Source organism: Actinoplanes sp. NPDC051388 (assembly GCF_055586225.1).
Map to the genome: position 1 here is coordinate 362,520 of NZ_JBVJIP010000004.1, position 25,527 is coordinate 388,046.

A 25,527-nucleotide genomic window follows, 5' to 3' on the forward strand; every position below is an offset into this window, starting at 1 on the left:
AGCGGGGACGGAAATGTTCATCGGGCTATCGCGCGCGGCCGTTGAGCAACGCCTCGGGCAGGTAGTCGGAACGAACGGTGATCGTGCCGCCGAGGTCGTGCACCGCGGTCGCCGCGGCCAGCGGGCCCAGCGCGATGAAGCCGCGCGGGTCCCGGCGCTGCGACCGGCCGGGCGTGATCTGCACCGACTCGTAGAACGTGCGGTGCCGCTGCAGTGCCAGGGCCAGCTTCTCGCTGAACTCCTCGGCGAACGGCGTCCCGAGGCCGGCGAAACAATCGATCTCACCGACCGCGATGTGGAGTGTGTAGTCCACAGCTCCGGTCCGCAGGCTCGCCGGATCGGTCTGCGCCATCGCCCGCACGAGCAGTTCACCGGCGCCGGCCCGCTGGGTGAGCATCGTCTGCAGGAAACGAACGAACGTCTCCAGGAACTCGTCGACTGTGCCTCCCGGCGTGCGCAACTCGACTGGATCGACCCGGCACAGCAGCTCGATCGCGGGCCGGTCGCGGCAGATCATCGCGGCGAAGAGCGCCCATTTCAGGTCCTGCGCATTGAAGATCCGGTTTCGGCCGAGCCGCTCGATCGGGACCGCCGGACCGAGCCCGAGATCCACCTCGACCGGCGCGTCACCGGGCTTGATCAACTCGATCGACGCGCAGGCGGCGCGCACCGATCGCGTCAGCCAGAGGTGCAGCTGCGGAGCGGTGGGATCGATCACCGCCTGCAGCCCGGCAGCCTTCAACGAGTCAGGGAACAGCACGCCGATGTTGCCCGGACGCTGCGGGAGGCGTTGCCAGCCGCGACGGAACAGGCGCTCCTCGACCGCGATCTGGTCGATCAGGTCGGCCTGCTCCCAGTCGATGTCGTGCCGCGCGATGAACAACGATCCTCCGGCTTCGGCTCAGGCGGCGCGGACGCTCCGGTCGGCGCCGCGAGCAGGCCAAGTGAGCGCCGCGAAGGAGCGCGAGTCCGAAGAGGACGTCGATCGGAATCGCCGACCCGCCGGCATCATAGTGGCGTTCGAGCGCGCTCGCCAAGCAAAGTCCCGACCACGACGAACGAACCAGCGAAAGCCGCGGCTACGACCGCCAGGTAGAGAACGACGGCGAGAGCAGGAGCACGACCGCCCCGATCTTGGCGGCGTTCACGGTGGCAGTTCACCGGAGCCGCGCTTGATCAGTGTGGTCGGCATGGTGATGGTCCGGGCGGGGGTGTCCGGGCGGGCAATGCGTTCGAGGGCCAGCGCGGCCGCCGCGCGTCCCACCTCCTGCGGGTCTCGGGTTATCGCCGAGATGCCGAGTCCGGCGGAAACCTCGGTTTCGTCGAGAATGATCAACGCGTTCCCGCGCCGGTGGGCGATGCGGTCCAGCAGCAGTCCGGTGCCGATGCCGAGGTTGAGGGCGAGGACAGCGGTGGGCGGTTCCGGTCCGTCGAGCAGTCGGCCGGCGACCGTGCGCGCCTGCTCACTCGTGGTGAAGCCGGTCACGACGAGTTCGGGGATCTCCTCGATGCCGTGGCGGGTGAGCGCGGTGCGGTAGCCGCTGAGGCGCTGGACGGCGCGGAAGGAATCGGCGCGCCCGGCCAGGGCCGCGATCCGCCGGTGCCCGAGCGCGAGGAGTTGGCTCGTGGCGTCCTGGACGCCGCTGTCGTCGCTGGTCATCACCACGTCGGCGGCGAGGCCGTTCGCCGGTCGCCCGGCGAGCACGATCGGGGTGCCGAAGGTCCGGTCGGCGTGCAGGAAGTCGCGGTCGTTGCCGTCGGGCATCGTGATCAGCGCACTCACTCGCCGATCGACCATGGTCCGGGCCAGGTCTGGTTCCCTGGCGATGTCGTCGTCAGTGGAACCGATCAGCAACTGCAGCCCGGCCCGGCGCAGCTCCCGTTCCGCTCCGGCGGCGACGCCGGCCTGGAACATGTTGGTGAAGCCCGCGGTGATCAGCCCGACGGCTGCGGTCCGGTGCCCGCGGCGCAGGTCGCGCGCCGTGTGGTCCGGCGTGTAGCCGAGCCGTCGCGCGGCCTCCACGACCCGCTCCCGGGTAGCGGGCACCACCAGCGGAGACTCCTGAAGGGCGCGGGTGACCGTCGCGGTGCTCACCCCCGCCGCCTGCGCCACATCGCTGACCGTCACCCTGGCCCGACCGTGCCCGCTCAAGCTCACTCCTGAAGTGTTCCGTCGTCCTCTCTAGGCTCTCACAGCCCAATGTAATCGTTGACATCTCCTGCGGCATGTCTGACACTCGCTGGAAATGTTATCGATTACATAGAGGTGGGAGACGTCATGCGGAGATCGTGGAGAGCGTCGCTGGGTGCCTTGGTCGCCGGCGTCGTGGTGCTGGCCGGCGCCGCTTGCGGGGGCGGTTCCGAAGCCGATCCGAAGGTCCTGACGTACTGGGCTTCCCAGCAGTCCCCGAGCGTCCAGCGGGACAAGGAGATCCTGACGCCGGAGCTGAGCAGATTCACCGCCCAGACGGGCATCCAGGTGAAGCTCGAGGTCATCCCCTTCACCGACCTGCTCAACAAGATCTTGACCGCGACCACCAGCGGCCAGGGCCCCGACGTGCTCAACATCGGCAACACCTGGTCGACGTCGCTGCAGTCCACCGGCGCGCTGATGCCCTGGGACAGCGCGAAGCTGGACGCCATCGGCGGAGCCGGTCGGTTTGAGCCGGCCGCGCTGCAGACCACCGGAGCGGAGGGTCAGACCCCCGCGGCGGTGCCGCTGTACAACAAGGTCTACCAGCTGTACTACAACAAGAAGCTCTTCTCCGCGGCGGGCATCAGCCAACCCCCGAGGACCTGGGACGAGTTCGTCACCGACGCCAAGAAGCTCACGCGGGACACCAACGGCGACGGCACCCCCGATCAGTGGGGTCTGGCCCTGCGGGGACAGGCGGCCACCGTCGCGCTGCACTACGCCTACATCCTCGGCTCCGCCCAGGGCGCCGAGTACTTCTCGGCCGGCAAGCCGACATTCGACTCGCCCGCCGCCGTGGCCGGCATCCAGCAATACCTCTCCTGGATGGGCACCGACAAGATCGTGAACCCGTCGGACGCGGAGAACGCCGACTGGGCCGACGTCTACGAGTCGTTCGCCAATGACAAGACCGCGATGATGCTCGTCCAGACGCTGGGCAGAACCCTGGAGGACTACAAGCTCACCGCCGACGACTACGGAGTGGCCGCGATGCCGGCCAGCACCGTCGCGGGCGGCAGAGACGTCGGCTCCTTCGTGGGCGGCACGAACATCGCCGTCTTCGCCTCGACAGGCAACCAGAAGGGCGCGATCGAGCTGGTCAAGTTCCTGACCAGCGCGCCGGAACAGGTCGCGCTCAATACCGCGTTCGGGACCGTCCCGCCGGTCAAGGACGCCACCGGTCCCGCGTTCGAAACGCCCGAGGTGAAGATCGCCCGGGACACCATCGCCGGCCGAGCCGTACCGATGCCGAGAGTGCCGCAGGAGACGCAGTTCGAAACGCTGATCGGCAAGGACGTCGTGGCCTGGCTCGCGGACACGGCAACGGGCAAGCAGCCCGGAGCAGCGCAGATCAGCGCCGCGTTGCGGGCCGCCGCGGGCAAGGTGAGCGCGGGCGGATGAGGGCATCGACCGATCAGACCCGGAGGGACGCGACCGTGCCCGTGCGGTCCGGCGCGCCCCACCGGCCGGCGGGGCGGAAACCTCGAAACAGCCGATGGCGTACGCCCTATCTGTTCCTGCTTCCGGCTCTCGCCCTGGAGCTGTTCATCCACTTCGGACCGATCATCGCTGGAGTCGTGATGAGCACGCTCAAACTCACTCAGTACCAACTCGGTCGGTGGTGGGACGCGCCGTGGGCCGGCCTGGCCAACTACCGGGTGGTCCTCGACGTGCACCAGCCGACCGGGGCGTCGCTTCTGCGCTCCTTCCTCATCACCGCCGCCTTCACGCTGATCGTCGTCACGCTCTCCTGGAGCCTCGGGGTGGCCGGCGCGATCTCCCTGCAACGGGTGCGGATCGGGCGCGGCACGCTGCGCACGCTCTTCCTCGTCCCGTACGCCCTGCCGGTCTTCGCGGCCGTCATCACCTGGCGTTTCCTGCTGCAACGCGACAACGGGATGCTCAACCACGTACTGGTGGATCAGTTGGGGCTGTTGGACGGCAACGCGTTCTACCTCATCGGGCCGAACTCGTTCTGGTCGCTGTGCGTGGTGACGATCTGGCGCGAGTGGCCGTTCGCGTTCCTCATGATCATGGCTGCGCTGCAGTCGGTTCCGGAGGACGTCTACGAGGCGTCCGGTATGGACGGTGCCGGCCCTTGGCGGCAGCTGCGCAGCATCACGCTGCCGATGATCGCGCCGGTGAACCAGGTGCTGATCCTGGTGCTGGCCCTGCGCACGTTCCGCGATTTCGAGACGCCGTACGTGCTGTTCGGCGGGAGCGCGCCGGAACAGGCTCGTCTGATCAGCGTCGAGATCTATCAGAACTCGTTCCAGACCTTCAATTTCGGGCTGGGGTCCGCGATGAGCGTCCTGCTCCTGGTGTTCCTCATGCTGATGACCGCCGGCTATCTTGCCATCACCCGGAGGCGCTCATGATGCGGGAAACAGCGGGTTACCGGATCTTTCGCCACACCACGCTGGTGGCGCTGACGGTCTTCGTCGGCGCGCCGCTGGTGGTCATGGTGAGCACCGCCATCAAGCCACTGAGCCAGGTGCAGAGCGCCTTTCGCTGGATCCCCACCGAGCCCACGCTGCGCCCGTTCGTCGAGATGTGGTCGACCGTCCCGCTCGCCCGATACTTCGCCAACTCCGTCGTGGTGGCCGGCGCCGCCACCGTGCTGTCCGTCTCGGTCGCGATCATGGCGGCGTACGCCGTCAGCCGCTGGCGGTTCCGCGGCCGGGAGCCGTTCCGGCTCGCGGTCCTGTCCACCCAGATGTTTCCCGGCGTGTTGTTCCTGCTGCCGCTGTTCCTGCTCTTCGTGATGGTGGACCGGGCGACCGGCATCGCGCTGGTCGGCAGCCGCACCGGCCTGGTGATCACCTACCTGACCTTCGCCCTGCCCTACGCGATCTGGATGCTCGTGAGCTACTTCGAGACCATCCCGCGTGAACTGGACGACGCCGCGAAGGTGGACGGGTGCGGCCCGGTCCGCCTCCTGGTCAGCGTCCTGCTCCCGGCGGCCCGGCCGGTGATCGTGGCGGTCTCGATCTTCTCGTTCATGCTCGCCTGGGGCGAGGTGCTCTTCGCATCCGTACTCACCAGCGAGCAGACCCGCACCGTCTCGATCGGTCTACAGTCCTACGCCAGCGAGGCGAACGTGTACTGGAACCAGGTCATGGCCGCCTCCCTGGTCGTCTCCGCACCCATCGTGATCGCCTTCCTGCTGCTGCAACGACACATCACCTCGGGCCTGACCGCGGGAGCGGTCAAATGACGGCTCGGCTCACCGACGGCAGACTGTCGGTGCCCCCGGCACCGCTGCTCGTCCAGCACGTCAACGCCGTCGAACTCGCCGACGAACTGCGCGAGGCCGAGACCTTCGTCCTGATCGACCTGGCCCATGCCCTCATGCTCACCCGGCAACACATCTTCGACCGGGAGCAGGGCCGCGCGATCGTCGCCGCGTTGCTCGCGCTCCTGGCGGGAGACGCCGCGCAGCTGCTCGGCAATGATCCGGAGATCGGCACCATCACCCTGCACATCGAGCGCTACCTGGAGCAACAGTGCGGCCCCGGCGGACTCGACATCCAACGAGCCCGAAGCCGGATCGACCAGAATGCCACCGGCCTGCGGATGGCCGACCGAGCCGGAACACTGGTGGTGCTCGCCGAACTGGTGCGGCTCGCGGAGACGCTGCTCGAAGCGGCCGACGAGCACGACAGCGTGCTCATCCCGGGCTACACCCACCTCCAGCACGCCCAGCCCACCACCCTCGGGCACTACTTCAACGCCCACTACTGGTCCACGTCACGCAACCTGCGACGGCTGATCCAGGGATATGAGCGGCTCAACGAGTGCTCCTTGGGCGGCGCCGCGCACAGCGGCACCCGGTGGCCGATCGACCGCGATCTCACAGCGGCGTACCTGGGGTTCGACCGCCCGGTGCGAAACGCCAGAGATGCCGGCATGTCGGCCATCGACGTGGGCGCCGAACTTGCCGGAGCGCTCGGACTGACCCTCTCCGGGGCCAGCCGGTGCGCGTCGGACCTGTATTACTGGTCCTCCTCGGAGGTCGCGATGGTCCGGCTGCACCCGTCCCTTTGCGGCACATCGAGCATGATGCCGCAGAAACGCAACCCCATCGCCCTGGAACGAATCCGCGCGCTGGCCGGCGACGCCGCCGGCTGGGGTGCCAGCCAACTGGGGCTGCTGCACTTCGGCACCTCCACCGACGCGGACCAGGGATACGTGCACAACCGGTTGCCCGGCTACTGCCGGGAAACCGCCGGCGCCATCGCGTTGCTGCGCGAAGCGGTCGCCACGATGGAGATCGACGTCGATCGGCTCGCCGCCTCGGCCGGGCGGCACTGGTCGACCTCCAGCGCGCTCGCCGACGACCTGGTCCAAACCCGGAACCTGAGCTATCGGCAGGCGCACGACGCCGTGGCCCGGTTCATCACCGCACAGGAGAACGACGGCGACATCCGGCCGGAGCACGTCGACGGAGGGCTGCACCCGTACTCGGCCAGGCAGTTGACGAACCTGCTGGACGCACGCGGCTTCGTGGAGAGCCGAACGAGCGCCGGCGGCACCTCCTCCAAAGAGCGCAGCGAGCTGGCTGCCATGGCTGCCACGGACCTGCAGCATCAGCGACGCACCGTGCGCTCCCTGACGGACTCTGTGGCGCATGCCCGCGCCCGGCTGCTCAGCGACGCCGCCGCACTCGTCGCGGAAGCGAGATGACCTCACCAAAGGTCAGGAGCTGTCGGCTAGCCGCCCCTGACGAGGCGGCCGCGGACGGTCCAGACACCGTTGCTGCCGAGGCCGGCGACGGAGCTCACGGCGAGCACGGTGTCGGCGTCCAGCACCGCCACCGAGTTCCACAGCGCGTGCCCGGCGGGCGGCATATCCGGAAACGGCGTCGACCGGTTCGCGAAGTTTCTCGCATTGCCGTCGCCGACGTACACCTGCATGTTCGCGACGTCGAGGTTGTTCTGCGCCCGGCCCTCGGTGGACTGCACCGACAGCACCGTCTCTCCGGTCGGCATCTGCTGCACATACGGCGCTCCGGCGTAGACGGCGGCGGGAAGCTGCTGGTCGGACCGGAGAGCGGACCAGCGGCCGGCGGTCCCCCGGTTCCAGTTGTCCGCCGTGGACGACCAGACCACGGCCGGCTTGAACGCGCCGTTGAGACCGTCATCCTCGATCACGAGGGCCAGTCCGGCGTTGTTCGCCAGCCGCACCGGCACGGGCATGCCGTCACGGTGGCCGGCCCGGAACGAGACCCGTCTCGGGTTCACCCAACTCGAGCCGTTGTCGAACGACCGCACGAGGGTGATCTCCTGCTCGTCCGACGACCGGTACGGGCTCTCATTGGCGAAGAACAGCTGAATCTCCCCGGACGGCAGCTGCATCGCGGCCGGCTCCCAGACACCGTTGCTGAACACATTGTCCCCGGTGTACACGGTCCGCTCGTCCGACCAGGTATTGCCACCGTCGCGGCTGATCTTCGACATGATCACGTAGCGCTCCGCGCCGCCGTCCGCGACCGGGCGCCCGTTCCACTGGTAGAGGAGCCAGCCGTTGGCGAGCTGGGTCAGCTCGGCGTTGGTGTAGTTGTATCGGCTCCGTTGCGCGACGTTCGTCGGAGCGCCCCAGGTGAAGCCGTTGTTGCGGCTGCGCCGCAGCTTGACGCCCGCGCCGTCGCTGTAGACCATCACCAGGTCACCGCCGTTGACGCGCTTCACCCGCGCATAGACCCCGGTGGTGACGAACCGGCGGCTTCCGGTGTCCCAGGCGATCCGGTCGGTCGGAGTGCTGGCGAGCGCGTTGAAAGCTCGCGGGAACACGAGGCAGGCCGCGACCACCGCGACCGCGACGAAGGCCCGGGTCCATCCGCGCGCCGTTGATCTGCCGGTCATCTCTCTCCTCACACAGTTCCTCGATCGCATAGGCGAATGTCGATACCTCACCATGCCCCGACTTTGCCATCGTTGCAAGCCGTTGAACATGCTCTTTGCCGTCGATGCATAGACCGCTCAGAGGGTGACGCGTCGACGAACTCCGCAGGGTGCGGCAACCGGTCGTACGCTGTCCGCACCGATCGAGAGGAACAGGCATGCGTGACGCCACGCTCCGCGACGTGGCGGCCCGGGCGAAGGTGTCGATCCGTACCGTGTCCAACGTGGTCAACGGCTACGCTCCGGTGTCCGAGTCGCTGAGGTCACGCGTCGAGCAAGCACTCTCCGAGCTCGACTACCGGCCCAATCTCATCGCCCGCAACCTGAAGAAGGGCCGCAGCGGCATCCTGTGCCTGGTCGTCCCGGAGCTCGACGTGCCGTACTTCGCCGAACTCGCCCGCGCGGTGATAGCCACCGCCCGGCACTCTGGTTACATGGTCATGCTGGACCAGACCGACGCCGATCCGGAGCGCGAACGCGAGCTGCTCACCGGGAGAACCGGTCCGGCACTCTTCGACGGCTTGATCCTCAGCCCGCTGACGCTCGAGGCCCAGGACCTCCGCGCGCGCGGCAACCGAGCCCCGATCGTGCTGCTCGGCGAGCACGTGTTCGACGGCAGCTTCTCCCATGTCGCCATCGACAACGTCGCCGCCGCGCGGGAAGCGACCGAGCACCTGATCGGCCTGGGGCGAACCCGGATCGCCACCATCGGCGACCAGCCCTATCGCAACGGCGACACCGCCCAGCTCCGTACGGCCGGATATCGCCAGGCGTTGCAACGGGCCGGCCTACCCTACGACCCGGAAATCGTCCGTCCCACCGCCCGTTTCCACCGCCGCCTCGGCGCCGCCGCCGCGCTCGACCTGCTCGCCCTGCCACAGCCACCGGACGCCATCTTCTGCTACAACGACCTGCTCGCCATCGGCGCGATCCGAGCTTTGCTGACCGCCGGCATCCGCGTCCCCGACGACATCGCCGTCATCGGCATCGACGGCATCGAGGAGGGCCAGTTCAGCACCCCCAGCCTGAGCACCATCGCCCCGGACAAGCAACAGATCGCCACCCTCGCCGTGCAGAAACTGGTCGCCCTCATCGACGACGGCACGCCCTCGCCGCCCATGGAGGTCCGCGCCACTCACACCCTGCTGGCGAGGGAGAGCACACTGGGCCGCGAGCACGCACCGGAATCGCAACAAACATGAGCAACCCGAGGGTTCTCCCACCACCGGCGGCACCGCCTTCACCGCGGCGCCGCCGGCCGGACACCCGGCACACTGAACGCTCAGGACGGTTCGCGGAATGCCGATGAAGCGAGTGTGACCGCCGCCACCCATGCGTCCATGGCTCGGCACCGCCGCGCGGTCGAGGCGGGTCAGCTGGCGATGCGCGGGTGCGGCATCGTCCTGACGGCACTGCTGCTGGCCGGTCTCCTGGACTTCTTCTCGGACGGCATGCCACCCGCGCTGAAGCTCACCTGCCTGGGCATGGCGGCGGTGATGGCGATCGCCCAGGTGCTGGGCGTGATGAATTTCCGCAGCCCGTCCGGACACGGCTATGCGCCGCGCAGCGTCGTACAGGTCGCCGCCGACCTGATCGTCATGTGCGCCTTCGCCGGCGGCCTGAGCTTCTACACCGAGATCACCGTGTGGCCCGCGCTGATCGTGCCGATCGTGGCCGCCGCGCTCCGGTTCCGGCTTGCCGGCGCCTTGGTCGCCTGGGGGCCTTGGAGCACCAGGCCGGCCACGACGCCCTCACCGATCTGCCCAACCGGACACAGCTCGCCCGGTTCGCCGATAAGTACGACGGCAGAGCCGTCGCGGTACTCGTCCTCGACCTCAACGGCTTCAAACAGGTCAACGACGTATGGGGCCACGCCGCGGGCGACGAGTTGCTGCGCGCCACAGCCCACCGCATGCGTGCCGCCATCCGGGAAGGCGACCTGGCGGGGCGAGTCGGCGGTGACGAGTTCCAGGTGCTGCTTCCCGACACGGACCCGCAGCAGGCCGCCCCGGCGATCCAGCGGATGCGCGCGGAGATCACCAAGCCGGTCGAGGTCAGCGGCCACGACCTGACGGTGGGCGTGAGCATCGGCGCGGCTTACCGCGAACCGGGCGAAGACGCCTCGCTCGAGGAGCTCACCGCCACCGCCGACCGGGCGATGTACACGGAGAAGGCGGCCGCGCGGCGCTGAACCGGGCGCCCCGGCCGGATCGAACTCCAAGCCAGCGCCGACGCCTACGAGCGCGCCGAGATCCTGCTCGAGGCCGCGGACGCTTGGCAGCGAGCCGGACGGACGGATCATGCCCGCGCCGCCGAACTACTCGCTGCTCACCACGACCTGGACCGAGCCGCCCTGAGTGATCCATCCGGCTGGTCCGCACCGTGGGTCCGCCGGGCCGTCCCGGGTTTGTGAAAGTGTTTCTGAAGGGATGGTGGAGCCGGTCGAGGAGCGAGAGGCTGGTGGGAGCCGTCCTGGGTGGGTGCGGTGCCGACGAGCCGGATCGGGGCGCGACGATGACCTTTCAGGGATTGCCGGTTCCACCTTCGCGGTCGCCGCGGACGGCGACCACGCTGATCGTGGCCACGCTCGGGCTCGGGCTGAACCTGCGGGCCTCGGTCTTGATCGGACCGCACCTGCACGAACGGTTCGACGTCGGTCCCGGGCGATACGCGGTCCTGATCGGATTGCCGCTGCTGGTTGCGGCGCTGGTGCGACTTCCGGTGGGCGTGCTGACCGATCGCTACGGCGCACGGGTGATGATGCCCGCCGTCAGCCTCGCGTCGGCGGTGTCGGTTGCCGCCTTGGGATTGTCCGGCTCGCTCCCGGCGGTGGCGGTGGCCGGTGCCATGACCGGAGTCGCCGGGGCCGCGTTCGTCGTGGGCGCCGCCCTCGTGTCGCGGACCCTGCCCTACGGCCGGCGCGGCCTCAGTCTGGGGCTGTTCGGTCTCGGCGTGGTGGTCGCCGCCGGGGTCTCGGGTGTGTCCTGGGGATTCGACCCCGAGGGGCGGCAAGCCGCATTCGTACTCGCCGGAATTTTGGCCGGCTATGCCGGTCTGGCCGCGGTGGTGCTCCGGGATCCGGTCCCGCCTGGTCACCGCGGATCCCTGGTACGTCAATGCGCGGCGATGGTCCGGCTCGCCTCGTCCACATCGTTGTCGTTGCTCTATCTTCTCGCTCTCGGCGGGATCGTGTCGGTCGCGGTGTACCTGCCCCTCTTTCTGACCATCTCCGTCGGCATCGAGTGGTTCCACGCCCTGGCCGTCACCGCGGTGGTGGTCGGCCTGGCATCGACGGGCCGGCTGGCCGGTGGGTGGTGGACCGACCGGCGGCCCACCGCTCGGCTGGTGTTTGTCTGCTACGGCGTCGCCGCGGCGTTGTGCCTGGTCGGTGCGCTCATACCGCCGGTGTGGTGGTTGACGGCACCGGTGATCGCCGGGATCGCCGTCTGCGACGGAATCGCCAGCGGCGCCCTGCTGGCCTTGATTGCCAAGGCCGCAGGACCGCGCGGTGCCGGTGCGGTGATGGGGGTGACCGGCTCGGTGGGGGCGCTCGGTGCGCTGGTGCCACCGGCTCTGATGGCGGGTGCCGCCGGTCTGACCCGTTCGTACGCCGGGGCCTGGATCCTGCTCGCGGTCCTGCTATCGGCGGCGGCGCTGTACGTCGGCACTCACGGCCTGTCCGTCGGGCTCGGGCTCGCGATGCGGTCCGAACCCGAGGCCGGTCCGACGGCGATGACGATCGCGGTCGTCGGTGAGCCCGAAACCCGTCTCGGCGGGCCCGCGGTAGTAGCGCGCCTGGCCGACCTGGCCACCAACGATGAACTACTCGTTGTCTACGGCGCCGCCGAAGTGAAATCCCGGGTCAGCGCAAACGCGATGGCGGCCGGACTGCGCGGCCGGCTGCCCCGGCACAGCGTGGTGGCCGTCCGCGTCGGCCAGGACTCCGCCAAGCTCGGGCGAGACGCCCTCATGCTCGGCGAATACGTCGACGCCGGCACTCTCGCGATCGCTGTCACGCGGGCGGCGGACATGCGCAACGTCGCGGCCGATCTGTCCATCTATCTCCAGGCCGATCGGGTCCTGATGGTGTCCTTCACTCCAGCCGAGGGTGCTGAGCTGCACCAGGTCGGCGGCTCAATGAGCTGATCAACACGAACCTGCGTGTACCGTGCCAAAACTTGTCGCGCTGGCGGTGGCCTGTCGGGCGGTCGTGGCGGACCGCTCGGCCCCACCCCGAAAAAGATGTGTCTCTAGCTGCCGCAGGACTTGGCCGCGAGGGCGGGCGCTGGGGGCGGCGGCGCGGAGGTGGCGGTCGCGGTCACCGGCTCCAGGGCGGGCGCAGATGTCGACGGAGAGGGCGACGGAGACTTCTTCGGGGCCTTCTTCTTCACGACCGGCTTCTTCTCCGAAGCCGCCTGGGTGCTGGTCACCGCGCCGCCGGCGTTCTGGGTGATGCCCGGCTTCATCTTGATGCCGGAGAGGGTGCTCGTCTTCCCGTACACATCAGTGACTTTGATCTTGAACGGGCCCGACCCCGCGCCGTCGTCGATGATCCAGTAGTTGTAGTCGGCGCGCTGGGCGGACGTGAAGGCGCCGCCGCGGTTCGACACCTTGACCGAGGCCAGCGGGTTGGCGTGGTTGTCGATCAGCGCGGCGAACCAGTACCGCGACGCGCCCGCCTTGATCCGCACCGAGATCGACCCGGGCACCGTCGGCGATCGCACCTTCGTGAACGAGATCGGGGCGACCCCGTCGACCTCGTTCGCGATCCTCTTGAACGCGGTCCGGCTCAGGTCGAGGTGGTTGTCGGCGCACTCGGGACACGAGTCGATCACCTTGACCCGCACCTTCCCCTTCGGACCCTTGACGTCGAGGTAGCTGCCGCACGGCTCGGCGTTGCCGTAGACCCCGTGGCCCACCGCCACGAACAGGTCGTCGGCCGGCGGCTGGGGAAACGAACAGTGGCCGGTGCCGCTGCCCAGCTCGAAGAAGGAGGCCTTGGCCCCGGCCGCGGCGCACGCCGGATCGCCCTGGTTGAGCAGGATCGCCACGCCGACGACACCGGCCAGGACGATGGCGCCGCCGGTGGTGAGCCAGCGTGGGGAGAACAGGCGGTGTGCGGTCACGCCGACCGATCTTTCGGTGCGCGCACCTCGGGAGCAATGAACTTAAGAGGGACCTAAGGCGCGACGGTCACCTCGTCACCCACCCGGGACAGTTATCGCTGAGCGATCTTGCATGATTCGCGTTCGATCAAGGCGACGCCGAGGATGTTGGTCCGCTTCAGCCGGCGCCTCGGGTGATCGGCCCGGTCGAATACCCGTTGGGCGGCGAAGTGACCTATCTGATCGGGATCCTGGTCGATCACGGTCAGCGCGGGGCGCAGCAGGTCTGCCATCGGGAAGTCACCGAAGCCGACGACAGCCAGTTCACTTTCGGGCAGGGCGTGGACCAGCAGCATCGAGGTGCGCGCGTTGGACGAGACGACGGCGGTCGGCCGGCTCGGCAGGGCCATCAGCCGCGCAACGGCGGCTTCGGTGGATCGGCGGTCGCTGACGTGCGCCGCGACCAGCTCGTCGTCGGGTTGGATGCCGGCTTCGGCAAGCGCACGGCGATATCCGGCCAGGCGATTGACCTCGGTGGACAGGTGCATCATGTCGCCGATGTACGCCACCCCGCGATGCCCGTGCTCGATCAGATGGTGAGCGGCCAAATAGCCGCCGGCCTCGTCGTCGTCGGCGAACGAGTCCGCAGTGAGACCGATCGGCGCCCGGTCGACGAAGACGACGGGGGTGCTCTCCTGCCATCGCTTCAGCCATGAGTGATCGGTGCCGATCGGAGCGACGACCAGGCCCGCGAGCCTGCGGCTCAGCAAGGACTCGAGGACGTCGCGTTCCCGGTCGGGGTCGTCGCCCAGGTTGGTGAGCAGGGTGGCGACGCCACGCCGGCGGGCGACATCGTCGACGGCGCGGGCGATGGCGGCGAAGTAGGGGTCGACGATGTCCGGCACGGCGACGCCGATGGCCGACGAACGCCCAGAGCGGAACGTGGTGGCCATGATGTTCGGGACGTAGTTGAGCTCCCGCATGGTCTCTTCGACACGGGACCGGGTTTCGGGGAGCACGTGCGGATCGCCGTTGAACACCCGCGACACCGTCTTCGCGCTCACCCCGGCCAGGGCGGCGACTTCACGCATCGTCGCCACGGCCGCCTCCGTCCCCGCCTGCCCGTTGTCAGCGCCGCCGCAGCATAACGGAACTGCTGCGACGGCCGGCCCACCACGTGGACCGTGTCGTCAGTTGCGCCCGTCCACGACGTCCGCGAGCTCGTACAGGCGCGGCAAGGCGCGCTTGGTCAGGTAGTCCTTGCGCAGGTCCGTGGACACCGAGAGGCTGTCCTTCCAGAGCGACCGGCCGGCCATCGCGCCGGCAGCGCCGTTGGCCATCGCGGTCGCCACCTGCCCGAGGAACGTCTCGTGGTCGACCCCGGCCGAGAGAACCGCCCAGGGCGCGCCGTCCGCGGCGCCGGTAACCGCTGCGCAACCCTCGGCCGAACCGGGGTACTGCAGCTTCAGCACCTTCGCACCGCACTCGACGGCCAGCTTCGCGCCGCCGGCCACCAGGCCGGAGAACGCCGCCGCGTACTCCTCCTCGGTCTCCCCCGCGACGCGATAGGTGAGGATCTCCACGATCAGCAGCACGCCCTCGTCGGCGCAGGCCTGAATCTGCTCGCGCATCTCCGCGGCGACGCGCGAGTTCGCGTCCTGCAGGTCCGGGCGCAGATACCACAGCATCTTCGCCGCGTCGCCGCCCAGCTCGCGGACGCGACGCGCGTTCACGCCGGGCACGATGCGGGTGTAGCGCAGGCCGTCCTCGGTCTCGAATCCGGAGGCGTCCATGCCGACCACCAGCGAGGTGCCCCGGGCCAGCACCCCGTCATCGACCACGGCGGGGAGCGCGACCTCCGGGTCGAGCAGGATCGCCGGCGCGTTGTTCGCCAGGTAGCGCAGCAGGTCGGCCTTGGCCTCGGCGAGCTCGGAGGTGCTGATCGAGTCGGGCCCGTCCGGGGCGTCCTTCATCGCTGCCTTCATGCCGTTGCGCTGGTCCGCGGCGACGATGAGCATCCGCCCGCCGGGCGTGGAGATCGCGGCCATGCCGCGCCGTTCGATGGTGGTGAGCGGGTTCACAGTGCGCTTCCAATCTTCGCAGGGATGGTGCTCAGCAATCGGACGGCGGCTCGGGTGGCGCCGTACGCGGTCTCTTGTTCGCGGTCCGACACCGACATCGCCGGCAGCACCCGGGCCCGGGCCCGCTGCACCGCGGCCATGCCGGCCCAGCCGCCGGTGAGTGTCGAGGTGGCCGCCGGTGGCAGTTCCCGGTCCATCGCCTGGATCAGCAGGCGGATCTCATCGTTGCTGTGCCGCAGGACGGCGCCGAAAACCTCGGCCGGACCGGCGCCGTCGCTGCGGACGGTCAGCGCGAGTACGCCGTCGTCGTTACGCGCTCCGGACACCTCGATCGCGTCGGGCGGCAGTGCCCCTTCGTACGGCAGGGTCATGATCTCCGTGTCGAGGCCGTCGCGGCCGACCCGGTCGTGGATGCCCGCGGCCTGCAGGGCCCGCCGCAGGAGCAGGCCGGACTTGACCCCGGCGACGAGCACATGCTTGCCGGGAACGATGTGCCGGACCTCGTTGATCAGGTGGTCCGCGAGCCGGCACCGCGCCTCGACGCTCATCGGGGCGTCGATCACACGCAGCAGGACCTCGGCGGTGCCCATCGACACGTGGTAGTGGTCGGCGGGCAACTCGCCGGTCGCTTCGGCGGCGACGAGGTGGTCGTGCCCGGCAACGGTCAGGTGGGCACCGGTCAGGTTCGCCGGGACGGTCTCGCCGGAGGCCTCGCCGAACGGGCTGCCCGCGTCCACGAGCGGCGGCAGGAACGATTCGCCGACGCCGAGGACGTGCAGCATCTCGATCCACGGCCGGCCGGTGTCCTGGTCGATCAGGCCCGTTCGTGAGGTCAGCGAGTACTCGGCCGCTGTCCGGCCGCCCAGCGACGCCGCGACGAACTCCGGCAGGTTGAGCCAGCGCAGGCCGGACAGGGATCGGCCCTGGTCCCGCAGGTATGCCAGCTTCGCCACGCTCACCTGCGCGCCCAGCGGAAGCCCGGTGCGGCCGGCGAACTCGGCACGGATCCCGGCGGGGAAAGCCGCCGCCTGCTCGGCGCCACGCGGGTCGAACCAGGCGAACGCCGGAGCGACGGCGGTGCCGTGGGCGTCGATCAGCATTCCGGTCTCGGCCATGCCGGAGAACGCGATCGCCTCGATCGGCGCCTCAGTCGTCTCGGACACCCGGCGGGCGGCCTGATGGAGCAGTGAACCGACGGCGGAGTGGAGTGCGGCGGCGTCCATCTCGGTGGTGCCGCCCGGACCGGAACGCCAGGGCGTCGGCACCTGTGCGGCGGCGACCTCGTTCCCGGCCACGTCGGTAACGAGCATCTTCATGCCGGTGCTGCCCAGATCGATGCCGGCGACCAGAGGCGCCGACGCGCCGGCGGGGTCTGCCACGTGAGTCTCCTTGCCGTTGTCGGATCGCCATGTCATCGGTGACAACCGTATCCATGTCACCGGTGTCATGGAAAGCCTTGTCACCGGTAACATGGGTCTCATGAATTGGCAGTTCTCAGTGGGTCGCCGGTCCGCCGGAGCCGTCGTGGTGGCGGTCGCAGGCGTCGCCGGCAGCGGCAAGTCCACGCTCGGCCGGGCGATCGCGACAACCCTGCGCGCACCGCTGCTCGACCTGGACTCCGTGACGAATCCCCTGCTCGACCGGCTTCCGGAAGCTGTCCTCGGCGGTCATTGGCTGGCGTCACCGCATCGCGCGGCGATCCGCGACGGCCGGTACGCCGCACTGCGTGGCGTGGCGCGCGACGCCGTTGGCACGGCGGGACAGGCCGTCCTGGTCGCCCCGTTCACCGCCGAACTGCGCGGGGGCGAGGACTGGGATCTGCTTCGCGAGGCGGTCGGCGCGGCGGATCTCCGGATGGTCCACATCGCCGGCGACGCCGGCCTGTTCGCCGCACGGCGCGCGGGACGCGGCGAGCCTCGAGACCGGCACCGCATTCCGGAGTCGGCGGCGCCGCTCCCGGGCGTACCGGTCATCACGATCGACGCCGCACTCCCCACCGACCAGCAGGTTTCCCGCGTGCTCGCCGCCCTCGGACCGAGCGTTCTTGATCCTCAGCGTCCGCGCTGACGATGCCCTTGACCTGGCAGCAACCCCTGTCCGCTGTGGGCGCGGCGGCCCGCGCCCACAGCGGGGTTGGCAGGAGGAATCAGCAGCTCGACTTGTAGGCCGCCTGGGTGCCCTCGCCGTCAATGTTGTCCTTGGTGATGACGGTGAAGCCGGTCTGGACCTTCGGGGTGACCTGCCCGCCGTCGAGGGCCGCCACGGCCATGTCGACGCCGTACTGTCCGATGATGCCGGGCTGCTGGGCGACCAGAGCCTGGACGGTGCCCTCGCGCAGGGCCTTGATCTGGTTGGGGCCGGCGTCGAAGCCGACGATCTTCACGGTGCTGGTCTTGCCGGCCTGCCGGACGCCGGTGGCGGTGCCTTCGGCGGCGAACAGGTTGGCCGCGAAGACGCCGACGATGTCGGGGTCCTTCTGCAGGGCGGAGCTGATCAGGTTGGCGGCGGTGGCGGGGTCGTTCTTGGAGTACTGGATGGGCAGGTAGGTGAACTTGGAGTCAGCTTTGACGGCGTCCTCGAAGCCCTGGGCGCGCTGGTCGGTGGTGGAGATGCCGGGGTTGACCGACATCACCATGACCTTGCCGCCGTCGGGGTTGAGTTGCTTGATGGCGTCGAAGGCCGCCTTCCCGCCGCCGATGTTGTCGGAGGCGATCTGCGACGCGGCGTAGGAGGGGTCCTCGGTGGTGGTGTCCACCAGGATGACCTTCGTCCCGGCCGCGGCGGCGGCCTCGAGGGGCTGCTGCATGGCGGTGACGTCGGTGGGGGCGATCAGGATCGCGTCCGGCTTGGCGGCCTTGACCGAGTCCAGGATCGGCCGTTGCAGGGTGGGGTCGAACTGCTGCGGGCCCTGCGTCTTCACGGTCACGCCGAGCTTGGCGGCCTCGGCCTCGATGCCGCACTGCATGGAGATGTAGAACTCGTCGCCCGCGACACCCTGGATGAACTGCAGGTTGTAGTTCTTCGACGCCTTGCCCGGGGCGGTGACCGGACCGGACGCGACCGGGGCGGCGGACGCGCCGGAGCCGGTGCCCGTGCCGGTGTCCTCGGGCTTGGAGCTGGAGCAGGCGGACAGGGGCATCACCAGCGCGAGACCGGCGGCCGTGAGTATCAAAGAACGCTTCATGAATTTGCCTTTCGAGTTTTGACCATGGCGAGAAGGGGGTTGGTGGGTTTGGCGCCGCGCAGAGCGGCGGCGCGGCGGGACTGGTCGACGTAGACGGCGGCGACGAGCACGGAGCCGACGGCGACGCCCTGCCAGAACGACTCGACGCCGACGATGACGAAGCCGGCCTGCAGGACGGCGGGGATGAAGAGGCCGACCACGGTGCCGAAGATCGAGCCTTCACCACCGAAGATCGAGGTGCCGCCGATGACGACCGCGGCGATGACGTTCAGGTTGGTCAGCGACTGACCGGCGATCGTGGTGGTGCCGAACTGAGCCAGGGCGAGGACCGCGCCGAGGCCGGCCATCGCGCCGGACAAGGTGTAGACGTAGATCAGGTGTCGGTTGACGTTGATGCCGACCCGGCGGGCGCCCAGTTCGTTGGAGCCGACCGCGTAGGTGTACCGGCCGAACTTGGTCTTGTGCAGCACGATCCCGCCGATGATGACGACGACGAGTGCGACGAACGGCAACGCCGGAATGCCGGCGACCTTGATGTACGTGTTGAAGTCGGTCAGCACCTCGGGCACGGCGCGGATGTCGATGCCGCCGGTCACCACCTGAGCCAGACCGAGGGCGACCGACAACGCTCCCAGGGTCACGATCAGCGGCGGGATCTTCGCCTTCGCGATCAGAAACCCGTTCAGGGAGCCCCAGAGAATCCCGGCGCCGATCGCGGCCAGGATGCCGAGCGCGGCGACGCCAACACCTTCGCCGCCCGCCGCCTGCATGACCTTGGCAGCGACGACCGAGGAGAAGACGAGCACGGAGCCGATGGACAGGTCGATGCCGGAAGTGATGATCACGAAGGTCATCCCGACCCCGAGCACCGCCCAGACCGCGATGTTCTGTGAGATCAAGGAGAAGTTGCTGGTGGACAGGAACTTGTCGCCGGCCGCGATGGAGAACGCGACGACGATGACCAGCAGGACGCCGAGAATCCACACGGACTGCAGGTTCGCCACGCGCTTGAGGTAGGAGTCCTTCGCCGGAGCGTCGGCGACGGCCTGCTGTTCCGGTGTCTGGCCGGGCGGGGTGATGACGCTCATGCCGCACCATCCGTTCGGTTGCCGTTGGTCGTGTCCAGAGCGCCGGTCATGGCGCCGACGAGTTGTTCCACGCTGGTGTCCGCGGCCCGATAGGTCGCGACCCGGGTGCCGAGGCGCATGACCTGGACCCGGTCGGCGACCTCGATGACATGCGGCATGGAGTGCGAGATCAGGACGACGGCGATCCCCTTGTCCCGGACCCGCTTGATCGTGTCCAGCACGTTCTTCGTCTGGACCACGCCAAGCGCGGCAGTGGGCTCGTCGAGGAAGACGATCTTGTCGGCCCAGCTGATGGCACGGACGATGGCGATCTGCTGGCGCTGACCGCCGGACATCGCGCCGACCTGCGCGGTGAACGACCGTACGGTCCCGCCCAGGTCCTTGAATCCGGCCTCGGCCTTGGCCCGCATCCGCTTCTCATCCATGAACCCGAAGAAGCCGAGCAGTCCTTTGCGGGGGATCTCCCGACCCAGAAACATGTTCTGCACGGGATTGAGGTGCGGGGCCAGCGCGAGGTCCTGGTACACGACCTCCATGCCCATCTCGGAAGCCTGATGCGGACTGGTGATCGAGACGAGCCGGTCCTCGAAGAACAGCTCGCCGGCATCGACCGCGAGGTTGCCGGTCAGCGCCTTGACCATGGTGGACTTACCGGCGCCGTTGTCGCCGATCAGGGCGACCACCTCACCGGCATTGACGTCGAAGGAGGCGTTGTCGAGGGCTCGGACATGCCCGAAGCTTCGAGACAGACCTCGTGCTTCCAATAGGGGTGCCATGTGCTGTCACCTTTTCGGTTTGGGAGGGAGGGATTGTTCTCGCAGGGCGTGGACATTGCGTCGGAATGTTTGGTAACGCTCGAGGTAGAGGGCGGCGTTGCCGTCGCGTGGGCAGGTCTCGGCCGCCGGAGCCACGGTCCTGAGGGTGGTGGTCAGGTCGGCCGCCTGAGCGCCGAGCAGCGCGGCGCCGAGCCCGGAGGCCGCGGCGACCTCGACCGGTGCGACCGCATGACCGAGGATGTCGGCGAGCATCTGCCGCCAGCCGGGATCAGTGGTGCCGCCGCCGGCGAGTCGCAGGTGAGCCGGTCGCTCACCCGCCTCGAGGAGATGTCCGAGAGCGTCGCGCAGAGCGAAGGCGACACCTTCGAGAGCGGCGCGTAGCAGTTCCGGGCGACCGTGGCGTGGGCTGAGACCGGTCCAGGCGGCCCGCAGGCCCGGGTCCAGGTACGGGGTGCGTTCGCCGTTCAGGTGCGGCAGGAAGTACGGGTCGTCGAGGTGCGGCGTGGCGCCGGCGGCCGCGTACAGGTCGGGCCACGTGGCGCCGAGGGTGCGGCAGACCCATCCGAGGGTGAGCCCGCCGTTGAGGACGGCGGCCATGGCGTACCAGCCGGTGTCGGTGGCCGCTCGGTAGAGATGCGTGACCGGGTGGGTGGGCAGCCGGGCGGGCAGCGCGGCCATCGGCTTGATGATCTGGGCGCCGCTGCCGATGGTCAGTTGCACGGCGCCGGGGTCGGTGAGCCCGGCGCCGAGGGCGGCGGCCGCGGTGTCCGCGGCACCGGCCGCGACGGGGATGCCGGCGGGCAGGCCCAACAGGTTCGCCGCTGCGCCGGTGAGCGTTCCGGCGCGCGCGCCCGCGGACGGCAGGATGGCCGGGAGCCGGCCGGCGTCGAGACCCAGCGCCTTGACGACGTCGTCGTCCCAGCGGTCCTCGGTGATGGCGTAGAGCAGGGTCGCCGAGGCGTCGCTGGGCTCGGTGGCGAAGCGCCCGGTCAGCTGAGCCCGCAGCCAGTCCTTCGGCTGCAACGCCCACCGCGTGGCGGCCCAGGTCGCCGGCTCGTGCGTGGCCAGCCAGGCCAGCATGGGTCCGGCCATTCCCGGGCTGAGCGGGTTCGCCAGCCCGGCCAGCGTGCCGGTAGGCAGACCCCGATAGATCGACAGCTCCGACACGGCTCGGGCGTCGGACCAGAGAAGGGCCGGGCGCAGCGCGCGCCCGTCGCCGGCGGTGGCCACCACGCCGTGCATCTGCCCGGACAAGCCGATCGCGCACGGCTCGGCGCGCTGCTGTGCGACCGCCGCCCGGACCGCGGTCGCCGTCGCGGTGAGCCAGTCCTGCGGCGAGGTCTCGCTCCAGCCAGGGTGCGGGCTGTGGACCGGGTATTCGGCGGTGGCCTGCCCGGCAACGGATCCGTCGAGGCGGGCCACCACGGCCTTGACCGAGCTGGTGCCCAGATCGATGCCGAGAGTCGACGGCTGCGAAGAGAGCGACATGGTGGTGATCACCTCATTCCGGGTGAGAGGTATGGGCGGGCCGGGTCAGGGAACGATGACGACCTTGTGGACCTCGGGGTTGTTCTGGACGGCGTCCAGAGCCTTGGGGTAGTCGTCGAGCGAGAAGCGATGGGTGATGATGCCGTCGGTCTTCGCCCGGCCACCGCGCAGCGCGGCGATCGCGGCCGCGAACGACGTGATCTCCGCGAAGGAGCCCTTGATGGTGATCTCGCGGCGGAACACGTCGAAGGGGTGGAACGTGACGCGCTCGTCGGCGCGGGTCACGCCGTAGACGAGGACGGTGCCGCCGTTGCGGGTCAGCGGCACGCAGATGTCGCCGACCTTGGTCGAGCCGGTGGCCTCCACGACGATGTCGTAGCCGTCGCCGCCTGGCGAGGCGGCCTTCAGCGTGGCGATGTTGCCTTCGGGGTCGTCCCGGCTGATCTGCACGGTGCGGTCGAGCCCCAGAGCGGCCGCGGTGTCGAGCTTGAACCGGCTGGGCGCGGCGACGGTCACCGACGACGCTCCCCCGCTGGCGATCAGCTGGGCCAGCAGCAGGCCGGTCGGGCCGGCGCCGAAGACCAGCACGCTGGCGCCCGGGCGCACGTCCAGTGTCTCCAGGCCGTGCATGGCGCAGGCCGCCGGCTCGGCGAACACCGCGGTGTCCTTGGGAAGCCCGTCGACCGAGAACACCAGCCGCTCCGGCACGGTCACCTGCTCGGCGAAGAAGCCCGGGAAGTTGCTGCCGTACCCCTGCAGGTTCTCGCACAGGATCAGCCGACCGGCGAGGCAGTAGTCGCAGTAACCACAGTTCACATTTGGGTTGACCGTGACCTGCTCGCCGACTCGGACCCGACGGACGCCCTCCCCCACCTGGTCGACCACGCCGACGAGTTCGTGGCCGGGAATCAAGGGAAAGACGGCGTTGAAGTCGCCCTCGTGGATGTGTAGGTCAGTACCGCACACGCCGACCTGATCGACCTTGATCCGCACCTCTCCAGGGCCCGCCTCCGGCGTGGGGATGTCCTTGATGGCGTAGCTGCGTGCTGCTTCGTAGACGACTGCCTTCATGAAGCCTCCAGCTGTACGGTACCGATTCGTAACTCGGCTGTAACGGAGACTAGGACATGACACCGGTGTCTGTCACCGGTGTCATGCCACAAATCTTGAACGTATGTCATCGGTGACAGACACCGGTGTCATGCGTATCGTCACTGGTCGGGAGGTTGACCCCATGAGCACGATGCGCGAGGTCGCGAAGCACGCCGGCGTCAGCGCCAAGACGGTGTCGCGAGTGATGAACGACGACAAGTACGTGTCCGACGATGTTCGCCGCCGCGTGCAGCAGGCCATCGCGGAGCTGAAGTACGTTCCGAACCTCCTGGCCCGGACCTTTCGATCAGGACGCGATCCGGTGATCGGCGTGGCCATCCCGGACATCTCCGACCCGTTCTTCGCGACCCTGACCCGCGAGGTCGAACAGATCGCACGGTCCCGCGGCGCCGCCGTCTTCATCTCCAGCCTCGGGCAGAACGGCGCCGACGAACAGGGTCGTGTGGAAGCCCTGCTCGGGCGGCAACTGACCGGACTCATCACCACCCCGGTCTCCGCCGACCAGTCCTATCTTCGGTCGTGGCAGGACCGCACCACCATCGTGTTCATCGACCGGATGCCCGCGCGGATCACCGCAGACAGCGTCGTCGAAGACGACCAGGCCGGCGCCCAGGAAGCCACCAGGCACCTGATCGGACACGGCCATCGCCGTGTCGCCTTCATCGGCGACAAGATCACCACCGCCACGACGGCACGCCGCCTCGAGGGCTACCGGGCCGCGCTCGCTGAAGCAGGCATCCCGGAGGATCCACGAATAGTCGCGGTCGGGCACACCACCGAAGCCGCGTGCGGGAAGGCCGCCGTCGACCTGTTGACACTGGACGAACCGCCGACCGCGATCTTCTCCTCCAACGCCTGGTGCACCATCGGTGTCATCCCGGCCCTGCAACGCGTCGGGCACAGCACGATCCCACTGATCAGCTTCGGCGACTTCCCCCTGGCCGAAGCGATCCAACCGCCGCCATCCGTGATCGACCAGGATCCGGTGTCGGTCGGCCGGGTCGCCGCGACCCGCCTCTTCGACCGCATCGACCATCCCCACCGCCGGATGAAGCGCAAGATCGTGCTCCCGGTCCCCCTGATCCTCCGCGGCTGCGGTTGCCGCCAACCCGCAGCTGTCGGGTAAGTCGCGCTACCGCTCAAATTGGCTGCGGAGATCGCGAGCGACCTGAGTAGCCGAATCAGCAGCCGACCGCCCGCCATGGCAGGGAGACTCTGCTGCGGAAGGCATTACGCAGTCCTTACGACGGGCTCCGACGTTCAACTGACACCGCGGCGGTGCCGTACCGGATGACGGAATGCACTGTTCGTTCGTCGGAGGTAGGGGCAGACATGCGTAGGAGAACCGGTATCGCGTTGGCGGTGGGCCTGTTGTTGACGGCCGGTGGTGTGTCCACGGGGATCGCCTCGGCGCATGAGAATCCCGCCGGCAAGAACTCCAAGGCAGCCAGGGGCGGCGCGGCGGCGGGACGCGGCGGGATGGTCTTCGTCCAGTCGAATGACCCGGAGCGCAACTCGGTCCTGGCCTTCCGGCGCGCGGCCGACGGCAAGCTGACGGCCGCCGGTGAGTACCCGACCGGGGGCCGCGGCGGCGCTCAGAAGGACAACCCGTTCGACCCCCTCGCGTCGCAGAATCGCTCGTCTTCGACCGCCGGACCAACGTGATGATCGCGGTGAACGCCGGCAGCAACTCGGTCACCACCTTCCGGGTGCGAGACGGCAAACTCACCCACCCGCGCACGGTGAAGTCCGGCGGTGACTTCCCGGTCAGCATCGCGGTGTCCGGCCGGACCGTTTATGTCCTCAACGCCGGCGGCACCACGAACGTGACCGGGTTCCGGCTGACCCACGACGGGCTGCGCCCGCTGCGGGGCTCGACCCGGAACCTGGGCATCACCAACGACGCCGTGCCGCTGTTCACCGACTCCCCGCCCCAGGTCGGCTTCAGCCCCGACGGTCGGCACATGCTGGTCACCACGAAGAGCAAAAACACGATCGAGGTCTTCGCGGCGGCCCACGACGGCATGCTCTCCGCCAAGCCGGTCACCACCACGTCGACCGGGGACGTGCCGTTCTCGTTCGTCTTCGACCAGGCCGGCCACCTGCTCGTCACCGAGGCCGCCAAATCCGGCGTCACCTCGTACACGCTGCGCAAGGACGGCACCCTCAAGGTCATCACTCCGTCGGTGGAGTCGGGCCAGCAGGTGCTGTGCTGGATCACCCGGGCCGGAAAGTTCTTCTACGGCACCAACCCGGGCAGCTCCACCATCAGCCTCTACACCATCGACGGCAGGGGAAAGATCAGCATCGGCGGTGAGGACGGCGTGATCGCCGACGCCGGCGGCCCGGAAGCGGTCGCGGAGGTGGCCGCCGCGGCCGAGGCCGCGAAGGAGAACCCGGACGCCGAACCGGCCAAGGCCCCGGGCGCCGGCCCGATCGACCTGGCCGCCACGGCCGACGGCACACTCGAGGCGGCCACCGATCGGTGGCCGCCTCGGCGGATTCGCTGCGCCGACAGCCGAAGTGCTCGCCCTGCGGGACTCATGGCAGGTGGGAGTCCCTGAGGCCGCGGTCGTGGCGGAGGAGACGGCGGCC

23 protein-coding genes are annotated in these 25,527 nt (G+C 69.2%); 11 read left to right on the plus strand and 12 right to left on the minus strand.

Features of this window, described 5'->3' with window-relative positions; genetic code table 11:
- Positions 1-25: 25 nt before the first annotated feature.
- Both ACZ6TI_RS13440 and ACZ6TI_RS13445 read right to left on the minus strand, forming a co-directional pair.
- A complete protein-coding gene (locus ACZ6TI_RS13440) occupies positions 26-883 on the minus strand; it encodes an immunity 49 family protein (protein WP_465345305.1) in 858 nt (285 codons plus the stop codon).
- Between the two features lie 261 nt (positions 884-1,144).
- Positions 1,145-2,152, minus strand: coding sequence for a LacI family DNA-binding transcriptional regulator (locus ACZ6TI_RS13445; RefSeq protein WP_465345306.1), 1,008 nt, complete (start codon positions 2,150-2,152; stop codon positions 1,145-1,147).
- A 126-nt stretch (positions 2,153-2,278) separates the two neighbouring features.
- On the opposite strand from ACZ6TI_RS13445, the gene ACZ6TI_RS13450 reads away from it, so the two are divergent.
- From ACZ6TI_RS13450 to ACZ6TI_RS13465, 4 genes are read left to right on the plus strand one after another with little or no spacing between them, the layout of a single operon-like run.
- Positions 2,279-3,595: an ABC transporter substrate-binding protein gene (locus ACZ6TI_RS13450; protein WP_465345307.1), complete on the plus strand. Its 1,317-nt coding sequence runs from the start codon at positions 2,279-2,281 to the stop codon at positions 3,593-3,595.
- Entirely contained in the window at positions 3,592-4,572 is a 981-nt protein-coding gene (locus ACZ6TI_RS13455) for a carbohydrate ABC transporter permease (protein WP_465345308.1), read from the plus strand. The genes ACZ6TI_RS13450 and ACZ6TI_RS13455 overlap by 4 nt, the downstream gene beginning before the upstream one ends.
- Complete coding sequence (locus ACZ6TI_RS13460) at positions 4,569-5,411, plus strand: carbohydrate ABC transporter permease (protein WP_465345309.1); 843 nt, start codon at positions 4,569-4,571, stop codon at positions 5,409-5,411. Before ACZ6TI_RS13455 ends, ACZ6TI_RS13460 begins: the two co-directional genes overlap by 4 nt.
- Positions 5,408-6,880, plus strand: a complete 1,473-nt coding sequence (locus tag ACZ6TI_RS13465) for a lyase family protein (RefSeq protein ID WP_465345310.1) — start codon at positions 5,408-5,410, stop codon at positions 6,878-6,880. The genes ACZ6TI_RS13460 and ACZ6TI_RS13465 overlap by 4 nt, the downstream gene beginning before the upstream one ends.
- A gap of 26 nt (positions 6,881-6,906) precedes the next feature.
- On the opposite strand, the gene ACZ6TI_RS13470 is transcribed toward ACZ6TI_RS13465, so the two are convergent.
- Positions 6,907-8,058, minus strand: coding sequence for a sialidase family protein (locus ACZ6TI_RS13470; RefSeq protein ID WP_465345311.1), 1,152 nt, complete (start codon positions 8,056-8,058; stop codon positions 6,907-6,909).
- Positions 8,059-8,255: 197 nt separating this feature from the next.
- Here ACZ6TI_RS13470 and ACZ6TI_RS13475 point away from each other — a divergent pair, with 197 nt between their 5' ends.
- From ACZ6TI_RS13475 to ACZ6TI_RS13485, 3 genes are all read left to right on the plus strand, one after another.
- Positions 8,256-9,299 (plus strand): LacI family DNA-binding transcriptional regulator, encoded by a 1,044-nt coding sequence (locus tag ACZ6TI_RS13475; protein ID WP_465345312.1) that lies wholly within the window; start codon positions 8,256-8,258, stop codon positions 9,297-9,299.
- Positions 9,300-9,820: 521 nt separating this feature from the next.
- Complete coding sequence (locus tag ACZ6TI_RS13480) at positions 9,821-10,288, plus strand: GGDEF domain-containing protein (RefSeq protein ID WP_465345313.1); 468 nt, start codon at positions 9,821-9,823, stop codon at positions 10,286-10,288.
- 269 nt (positions 10,289-10,557) lie between these two features.
- Positions 10,558-12,243, plus strand: a complete 1,686-nt coding sequence (locus ACZ6TI_RS13485) for an MFS transporter (protein WP_465345314.1) — start codon at positions 10,558-10,560, stop codon at positions 12,241-12,243.
- 104 nt (positions 12,244-12,347) lie between these two features.
- Here ACZ6TI_RS13485 and ACZ6TI_RS13490 read toward each other — a convergent pair whose 3' ends face one another.
- The 4 genes from ACZ6TI_RS13490 to ACZ6TI_RS13505 form a co-directional block, all read right to left on the minus strand.
- Positions 12,348-13,223: an expansin EXLX1 family cellulose-binding protein gene (locus tag ACZ6TI_RS13490; protein WP_465345315.1), complete on the minus strand. Its 876-nt coding sequence runs from the start codon at positions 13,221-13,223 to the stop codon at positions 12,348-12,350.
- Positions 13,224-13,315: 92 nt separating this feature from the next.
- Entirely contained in the window at positions 13,316-14,293 is a 978-nt protein-coding gene (locus ACZ6TI_RS13495; protein WP_465345454.1) for a LacI family DNA-binding transcriptional regulator, read from the minus strand.
- Between the two features lie 99 nt (positions 14,294-14,392).
- On the minus strand, positions 14,393-15,283 hold the full coding sequence (locus ACZ6TI_RS13500) for a tagatose-bisphosphate aldolase (protein ID WP_465345316.1): 891 nt from the start codon (positions 15,281-15,283) through the stop codon (positions 14,393-14,395).
- Complete coding sequence (locus ACZ6TI_RS13505) at positions 15,280-16,662, minus strand: FGGY-family carbohydrate kinase (protein WP_465345317.1); 1,383 nt, start codon at positions 16,660-16,662, stop codon at positions 15,280-15,282. Before ACZ6TI_RS13505 ends, ACZ6TI_RS13500 begins: the two co-directional genes overlap by 4 nt.
- A gap of 10 nt (positions 16,663-16,672) precedes the next feature.
- Between ACZ6TI_RS13505 and ACZ6TI_RS13510 the strand changes: the two genes are divergently transcribed.
- On the plus strand, positions 16,673-17,350 hold the full coding sequence (locus ACZ6TI_RS13510) for a hypothetical protein (RefSeq protein ID WP_465345318.1): 678 nt from the start codon (positions 16,673-16,675) through the stop codon (positions 17,348-17,350).
- Between the two features lie 79 nt (positions 17,351-17,429).
- On the opposite strand, the gene ACZ6TI_RS13515 is transcribed toward ACZ6TI_RS13510, so the two are convergent.
- Genes ACZ6TI_RS13515 through ACZ6TI_RS13535 form a run of 5 tightly spaced genes read right to left on the minus strand, consistent with a single transcriptional unit; the run spans position 17,430 to position 22,890 of the window.
- The gene (locus ACZ6TI_RS13515; protein WP_465345319.1) at positions 17,430-18,467 is read right to left on the minus strand and encodes an ABC transporter substrate-binding protein; all 1,038 of its coding nucleotides are present in this window, start codon (positions 18,465-18,467) and stop codon (positions 17,430-17,432) included.
- Complete coding sequence (locus ACZ6TI_RS13520; RefSeq protein WP_465345320.1) at positions 18,464-19,555, minus strand: ABC transporter permease; 1,092 nt, start codon at positions 19,553-19,555, stop codon at positions 18,464-18,466. The genes ACZ6TI_RS13515 and ACZ6TI_RS13520 overlap by 4 nt, the downstream gene beginning before the upstream one ends.
- The gene (locus ACZ6TI_RS13525; protein WP_465345321.1) at positions 19,552-20,331 is read right to left on the minus strand and encodes an ATP-binding cassette domain-containing protein; all 780 of its coding nucleotides are present in this window, start codon (positions 20,329-20,331) and stop codon (positions 19,552-19,554) included. The genes ACZ6TI_RS13520 and ACZ6TI_RS13525 overlap by 4 nt, the downstream gene beginning before the upstream one ends.
- A gap of 6 nt (positions 20,332-20,337) precedes the next feature.
- Positions 20,338-21,819, minus strand: a complete 1,482-nt coding sequence (locus tag ACZ6TI_RS13530) for a xylulokinase (RefSeq protein ID WP_465345322.1) — start codon at positions 21,817-21,819, stop codon at positions 20,338-20,340.
- Positions 21,820-21,864: 45 nt separating this feature from the next.
- Positions 21,865-22,890, minus strand: coding sequence for a zinc-dependent alcohol dehydrogenase family protein (locus ACZ6TI_RS13535; protein WP_465345323.1), 1,026 nt, complete (start codon positions 22,888-22,890; stop codon positions 21,865-21,867).
- A 163-nt stretch (positions 22,891-23,053) separates the two neighbouring features.
- Here ACZ6TI_RS13535 and ACZ6TI_RS13540 point away from each other — a divergent pair, with 163 nt between their 5' ends.
- From ACZ6TI_RS13540 to ACZ6TI_RS13550, 3 genes are all read left to right on the plus strand, one after another.
- Complete coding sequence (locus tag ACZ6TI_RS13540; RefSeq protein WP_465345324.1) at positions 23,054-24,058, plus strand: LacI family DNA-binding transcriptional regulator; 1,005 nt, start codon at positions 23,054-23,056, stop codon at positions 24,056-24,058.
- A gap of 206 nt (positions 24,059-24,264) precedes the next feature.
- Entirely contained in the window at positions 24,265-24,597 is a 333-nt protein-coding gene (locus tag ACZ6TI_RS13545) for a hypothetical protein (protein ID WP_465345325.1), read from the plus strand.
- On the plus strand, positions 24,597-25,496 hold the full coding sequence (locus ACZ6TI_RS13550) for a lactonase family protein (protein ID WP_465345326.1): 900 nt from the start codon (positions 24,597-24,599) through the stop codon (positions 25,494-25,496). The genes ACZ6TI_RS13545 and ACZ6TI_RS13550 overlap by 1 nt, the downstream gene beginning before the upstream one ends.
- Positions 25,497-25,527: the final 31 nt, after the last annotated feature.

Coding starts and splice junctions, on each gene's coding strand:
- ACZ6TI_RS13525 (WP_465345321.1), bottom strand. CDS start 20,331: ATGGCACCCCTATTGGAAGCACGAGGTCTGTCTCGAAGCTTCGGGCAT.
- ACZ6TI_RS13540 (WP_465345324.1), top strand. CDS start 23,054: ATGAGCACGATGCGCGAGGTCGCGAAGCACGCCGGCGTCAGCGCCAAG.
- ACZ6TI_RS13465 (WP_465345310.1), top strand. CDS start 5,408: ATGACGGCTCGGCTCACCGACGGCAGACTGTCGGTGCCCCCGGCACCG.
- ACZ6TI_RS13515 (WP_465345319.1), bottom strand. CDS start 18,467: ATGAAGCGTTCTTTGATACTCACGGCCGCCGGTCTCGCGCTGGTGATG.
- ACZ6TI_RS13520 (WP_465345320.1), bottom strand. CDS start 19,555: ATGAGCGTCATCACCCCGCCCGGCCAGACACCGGAACAGCAGGCCGTC.
- ACZ6TI_RS13545 (WP_465345325.1), top strand. CDS start 24,265: ATGCGTAGGAGAACCGGTATCGCGTTGGCGGTGGGCCTGTTGTTGACG.
- ACZ6TI_RS13460 (WP_465345309.1), top strand. CDS start 4,569: ATGATGCGGGAAACAGCGGGTTACCGGATCTTTCGCCACACCACGCTG.
- ACZ6TI_RS13550 (WP_465345326.1), top strand. CDS start 24,597: ATGATCGCGGTGAACGCCGGCAGCAACTCGGTCACCACCTTCCGGGTG.
- ACZ6TI_RS13495 (WP_465345454.1), bottom strand. CDS start 14,293: ATGCGTGAAGTCGCCGCCCTGGCCGGGGTGAGCGCGAAGACGGTGTCG.
- ACZ6TI_RS13475 (WP_465345312.1), top strand. CDS start 8,256: ATGCGTGACGCCACGCTCCGCGACGTGGCGGCCCGGGCGAAGGTGTCG.
- ACZ6TI_RS13470 (WP_465345311.1), bottom strand. CDS start 8,058: ATGACCGGCAGATCAACGGCGCGCGGATGGACCCGGGCCTTCGTCGCG.
- ACZ6TI_RS13455 (WP_465345308.1), top strand. CDS start 3,592: ATGAGGGCATCGACCGATCAGACCCGGAGGGACGCGACCGTGCCCGTG.
- ACZ6TI_RS13530 (WP_465345322.1), bottom strand. CDS start 21,819: ATGTCGCTCTCTTCGCAGCCGTCGACTCTCGGCATCGATCTGGGCACC.
- ACZ6TI_RS13450 (WP_465345307.1), top strand. CDS start 2,279: ATGCGGAGATCGTGGAGAGCGTCGCTGGGTGCCTTGGTCGCCGGCGTC.
- ACZ6TI_RS13535 (WP_465345323.1), bottom strand. CDS start 22,890: ATGAAGGCAGTCGTCTACGAAGCAGCACGCAGCTACGCCATCAAGGAC.